The sequence below is a fragment of the Streptomyces sp. NPDC059371 genome (assembly GCF_042751995.1).
GTDB lineage: Bacteria > Actinomycetota > Actinomycetes > Streptomycetales > Streptomycetaceae > Streptomyces.
On sequence record NZ_JBHYXD010000053.1, the window covers coordinates 32,100 to 38,099 of the forward strand.

The window sequence follows — 6,000 nt, forward strand, 5'->3', positions numbered from 1 at the left end:
ACGTGCCCGCGAAGCCGCGTCCGCCCGGCGGCGCCCGGCTGCGCCCGGCAGGTCCTACGGCCTGCGCAGCAGTGTGACGACCGCCGCGCCGCCCAGCCCGATGTTGTGGGCGAGCCCGACCCGTGCCCCCTGGACCTGACGTGCCTCGGCCTGTCCCCGCAACTGCCAGACCAGCTCGGCCACTTGCGCGATCCCGGTGGCCCCCAGGGGGTGGCCCTTGGAGATCAGCCCGCCGGAGGGATTCACCACCCAGCGTCCGCCGTACGTCGTCGCCCCGGACTCGACGAGTTCGCCCGACTCGCCCTCCGCGCACATGCCGAGCGCCTCGTAGGTCAGCAGTTCGTTGACGGAGAAGCAGTCGTGGAGCTCCACGACGTCCACGTCCTCGATGCCGAGCCCGGAACGCTCGTACACCCGGCGCGCGGCCTCCCGCGACATCGGCCGGCCGACGACGTCGATGCAGGAGCCGGAGGCGAAGGACTCCTCGGTGTCGGTGGCCATCGCCTGCGCGACGATCTCCACCGCTCTGTCCTCCAACGCGTGCCGCTCGGCGAACCGTTCGGACACGACGACGGCCGCGGCGGCTCCGTCCGAGGTGGGCGAGCACTGGAGTCTGGTCAGCGGCCGGTGCACGGCCTTGGCGGCGAGGATCTCCTCGACGGAGTACACGTCCTGGAACTGGGCGTAGGGGTTGTGCGCCGAGTGCCGGTGGTTCTTGGCCCCGACGGCGGCGAGCTGGGCCTCGGTCGTGCCGTACCGCTCCATGTGCTCGCGGGCCGCGTCGCCGAAGATCTGTGCGGTGGGCGGTGACATCTCGAAGCCGTGCCGGGCGGCCATGATCCCGTAGTGGCGGGCGACGGGTGACGTGGCGAAGTCGCCGCCGTCGGCGCCCGACCCGAGCGATCCCCGCTTCATCTTCTCGAAGCCCAGCGCCAGGACGCAGTCGCTGATACCGCCCTCCACGAACTGCCGGGCCAGCATCAACGCGCTCGCTCCGGTGGCACAGTTGTTGTTCACGTTGTAGACGGGCACGCCGGTCAGGCCGAGTTCGTAGGCGGCGCGCTGACCGGCGGTGGACGGCTGGAAGCAGTAGCCGACGGGGACCTGCTCCACGTCCGTGTAGGAGATCCCCGCGTCGGCCAGGGCGTTGGAGCCGGCCTCGCGGACCATGTCCCAGTACTGCCACTCCCGGGTCTCGGGCTTCTCGAACCTGGTCATACCGACACCGACGACGTACGTCCTCATGGCGCGCTCCTAGTCCCGTGGCAGGCCGAGCAGGCGCTCGGCGACGACGTTGAGCTGGACCTGGGTGGTGCCGCCCGCGATGGTCAGGCACCGGGAGAGCAGGAACCCGTGCACGGCCCGCTCGCCGGGGCCCTCGCACAACGCGCCTTCGGGGCCGAGGAGTTCGAGGGCGAGTTCGGCGACTTTCTGCTGGTGCGCGGTCTGCACCAGTTTGCGGACCGAGGCGCCCGCGCCCGGCTCCACGCCGGAGACCCTGCGGAGGGTGGTGCGCAGCGTGATGCAGGCCAGGGCGTGGGCCTCGGCCAGCAGCGCCCCGAGCCGGGAGCCGTCGATGTCGGCCGGTATCAGCGCCTCCAGGCCGGTGTCGAAGGTCAACTGGTCGGCCATGTGGACGCGTTCGTTGCCGAGCGTGTTGCGGGCGACCCGCCAGCCGTCGTCGACCTCGCCGACGACCGCGTCCGCGGGCAGCAGCACGTCGTCGAACCAGACCTCGTTGAAGAGGGAGTCCCCGGTGATCTCCTTCAGGGGGCGGATGCCGATGCCCTCCGTGGTCTTCATGTCGACGACGAAGTAGGTGAGCCCCTTGTGCTTGGGCGCGGCCGGGTTCGTCCGGGCGAGGAGGATCCCGTGGTCGGCCCATTGCGCCGCGCTCGTCCACACCTTCTGGCCGTTGATCCGCCATCGCCCGTCGGCGGTGCGTTCGGCGCTGGTGCGCAGCGAGGCGAGGTCGGATCCGGCACCGGGCTCCGAGAAGAGCTGGCACCACAGGACATCGCCGCGCAGGGTGGGCAGCAGATAGCGCTCCTGCTGCCGCCGGGTCCCGTGCGCGATGAGGGACGGCACGACCCAGGTCGCGATCCCCAGGTCGCTGATCCGCACTCCGGCCGCGGTCAACTCCTGCTGCACGGCGAGCTGCTGGACCGGGCCCGCGCCGAGACCGTACGGCGGGGGCAGATGCGGGGCGGCGTATCCGGTGGGCGCCAGGGCCCGGCGGACCTCGGCCGGGCCGAGCTCGCGCACCCGGTCGGTCGCCGCACGGGCCTCGGCCCGGTACACGGACGCCTCCGGCGGCAGCTCCAGGCGCAGTTCCCGCCGTACGCCGTCCCGCGCGAGCCGTACGGCCCGCCGCAGGTGTCCGCTCCCGGCGCCGAGCAACTGCCGTGCCACCAGGGCCCGGCGCAGATACAGATGGGCGTCGTGCTCCCAGGTGAACCCGATGCCGCCGAGGATCTGGACGCAGTCCTTGGCGCAGGAACCGGCGGCGTCGAGGGCGGTGCCGGCGGCGAGTGCGGCCGCCAGCGCCCGTACACCGGGGGGCTCCTGTGCGGCGCGTGCCGCGTCCCAGGTGAGCGCTCTCGCCTGTTCCAGCCGCAGCAGCATGTCGGCGCACAGGTGCTTGACGCCCTGGAAGTGTCCGATCGGGCGGCCGAACTGCTCGCGGACCCTGGCGTGCCCGGCGGCCGTCTCCAGCGACCAGGCCGCGGTGCCGCAGGCGTCGGCGGCGAGGACGACGGCGGCGAGGTCCTGGACCAGCGACGGGTCGACCGCGAGGACGCGGTCGGCCGGGACCCGTAACCCTCGGGCCCGGACCTCGGCGGTCGCCCGGGTCGGATCGGCACTCTCGTGCGGCCGGACGGCCAGGTCGGCGACGTCCACCACCAGCCAGAGCATGCCGTCGGACGCGGCACCCGCGCCGGGGGCCGTGGCAGCCACGGTGCCCCCGGCGGAAGCCGGAACGGGAGCGGCACCCGCGCCGGAGGTCGAGGCGACCCCGGCACCCGCGCCGGAAGCCAGAACGGGAGGGACACCCGCGTCGGACGCCGAGGCGGCCGTGGTGCCCGCGTCGGAAGCCGAAACGGGAGCGGCACCCGCGTCGGAAGCCGAGGCGACCCCGGCACCCCCGCCGGAAGCCGGAACGGGAGGGACACCCGCGCCGGAAGAAGCCGTGGCGGCCGCGGTGCCCCCGCCCGAGGCGCCCGAGGCCGGATCGGGCGGCGCGCCCGATCCGGGGGCCGGGCCGGCCGCGGTGCCCGTGTCGAGGGGGCGGCCGGGCCCGGCGATCGTCGCCGCCAGCACGAGCACGTCCGCGTCGGCGCCGGACAGCACGGGCGGCGCCGTCCCGTCCAGCACGTATCCGCCGTCCACCGCCAGAGCCGTCAGGGAACCGGCGCCGAACGCGACGGCACCGACGCGCTCCCCGCACCCCAGGGCCCGTACGAGATCGGCGCGCCCCGAAGCCCGTACGAGATCGGCGCGCCCCGGCTCCCGTACGCGATCACCCGATGAACCCGATTCAACCGCAAGCTCCGCCGCCAGCACCGCCGACGCCAGGGCGTTCGCCACGAAGGGTCCGGGCAGCGCCGCCCGCGCGGCCTCCTCCACGACGACGGCGAGGTCGACCAGGTCGCCGCCGCCACCCCCGTACGCCTCGGGCAGGTGCACGGCGAGCAGCCCCTGCGCGGCCAGCGCGTCCCAGAACGGAGGCCTGCCGACGCCCGGCACGTCCAGGAGTTTGCGGACCTCCTCCGGCGGCACGGCGCGGGCGATCCAGCCGCGCACGGCCTCGGCCAGCTCCCCCTGCTCCGGCGTGACCGCGATGCCCATGCATGCCTCCCCAAAGGCCCAAGGTGCGTGGATCCGCGCCAGACTAGAACACGTTCCATTCTGACGATAGGTCAGATACCCATGGATCGGTCAAGAATTCGTTAGTACGCCGAAGCATCGGAATAGTTGCCCGGGCACACCGGGTTCCCCCTGCACGTACCCCACGTGGATCACCCGACCGACGCCCCCGCATCCCATGGATCACCCGGCCGACCGTCCCCCCGCATCCGCACGGAACCCCCCTCGCTCCGCTCCCGAGAGCTCCCCTCGCTATGGCCTGGAGGCCCCCCTCAATGACGCACACGACGACCGGCCGGCCCGCGCCGAGGCCCGGCGGCGCGACCGTGCCGGTGCTCGCCTTCGCGGGCATCGTTGTCGCGGTGATGCAGACCCTGCTCGTCCCGGTCATCAAGGATCTGCCGACGCTGCTGGACACCGCTCCCAGCAACGCCACCTGGGTCCTGACCTCGACCCTGCTCTCGGGCGCCGTGGCCACGCCGATCATGGGCCGCCTCGGCGACCTCTACGGCAAGCGGCGCATGCTGCTCACCAGCCTGGCCGTGATGGTGGCCGGCGCCCTGGTCAGCGCGCTGAGCAGCACCCTGCTGCCGATGATCGTCGGCCGTGCCCTCCAGGGCTTCGCGATGGGCGCGATCCCGCTGGGCATCGGCCTGATGCGCGACATGCTGCCCCGCGAGAAGCTCGGCTCCGCGATGGCCCTGATGAGCTCCTCGATCGGCGTCGGCGGCGGACTCGCGCTGCCCGCCGCGGCCCTCGTCGCCCAGCACGCCGACTGGCACGCGCTCTTCTACGGCGCCGCCGCACTCGGCGTCGTCTCGATCGTCCTCACCCTCCTCGTCGTGCCGGAGTCCCCGATGCGGGCCAAGGGCACCTTCGACGTGCTCGGCGCGATCGGCCTGTCCATCGGACTCGTGCTCTTCCTGCTGCCGATCACCAAGGGCAGCGACTGGGGCTGGACCGCGCCCACCACGCTGGGCCTGTTCGGCGCGTCGGTCGCCGTGCTGCTCCTGTGGGGCGTGATGGAGCTGCGCCTGAAGGCCCCGCTGGTCGATCTGCGCACCACGGCCCGCCCCGCCGTCCTCTTCACCAACCTCGCCTCGATCATGGTCGGCGTCTCCTTCTACGTCGTCTCCCTCGTCCTGCCGCAACTGCTCCAGCTTCCGAAGTCCACCGGCTACGGCCTCGGCCAGTCGATGGTGAGCGCGGGTCTGCTCGTCATGCCGCTCGGCCTGACGATGATGGTCACGGCGCCCGTGTACGCCCGCCTGTCGGCGAAGTACGGCCCGAAGGTCACCCTGATCATCGGCATGGTGATCATCGGCATCGGCTACGGCGCCGGCCTCGGCCTGATGAGCGCCGCCTGGCAGTCCCTGGTCATCGCGGTGATCCTCGGCGCGGGCATCGGCCTCGCCTACTCCTCGCTGCCCGCCCTGATCATCGGTTCCGTCCCGGCCTCGGAGACGGGCGCGGCCAACGGTCTGAACACCCTGATGCGTTCCATCGGCACTTCGGTGTCGAGCGCCGTCGTCGGCATGGTGCTCGCCAACACGGCGCACCACGTCGGCGGGGTCGCCGTCCCGACCATGCGCGGCTTCCACGTGTCCTTCCTGATCGCCACGGGCGCGGTCGCGGTCGGCCTGCTGATGGCGCTGTTCCTGCCGGGCCGCCGCCCGGCCACCAAGCCCTCGCTGGTGGCGAGCAGCGAGGAGGACGCGGCGCTGGAGCGGGCGCACGAGGTGCTCGGCGGATTCCGCGGCCGGGTGCTGGACGCCGAGGGCGGCCCGGTCGCCCGCGCCAAGGTCACCCTGATCGACCGGCGCGGCCGACAGGCGGGCGCCACCCTCTCCGCCGAGGACGGCAGCTACGCGCTCGCCGTGCCGGTCCAGGGCGCGTACGTGCTCGCCGCACGGGCCGCCGGCCACGGCCCGCTCGCCTCGTCGGCCACACACACGGGCGACGACCGGCCGGGGGGGGCGGCGCCCGGGGGCGGGGGGGCCCCCCCACCCCCGGGGGACCCTCGGTGTGGGGGCCCCCCCCGCGGCGGGGACCCCCCCGCGCGCCCCCCCGCCCCCCCCCCCACCCCAAGGGGGGGTGCCGCAAAAAAACGACTCCCCCCCCCCGGGGGGGGGA

Annotated in this window: 3 protein-coding genes; 1 reads left to right on the forward strand and 2 read right to left on the reverse strand. The window is 73.6% G+C overall.

What is annotated here, in order from left to right; translation table 11 throughout:
* Positions 1-54 precede the first annotated feature (54 nt).
* A complete protein-coding gene (locus ACFXGX_RS26345; protein WP_384795561.1) occupies positions 55-1,245 on the reverse strand; it encodes a lipid-transfer protein in 1,191 nt (396 codons plus the stop codon).
* A gap of 9 nt (positions 1,246-1,254) precedes the next feature.
* Complete coding sequence (locus ACFXGX_RS26350; protein WP_384795563.1) at positions 1,255-3,849, reverse strand: acyl-CoA dehydrogenase family protein; 2,595 nt, start codon at positions 3,847-3,849, stop codon at positions 1,255-1,257.
* Positions 3,850-4,142: 293 nt separating this feature from the next.
* Between ACFXGX_RS26350 and ACFXGX_RS26355 the strand changes: the two genes are divergently transcribed.
* Positions 4,143-6,000 (forward strand): MFS transporter (locus tag ACFXGX_RS26355; protein WP_384795565.1); only part of this gene is annotated, 1,858 nt, incomplete at its 3' end.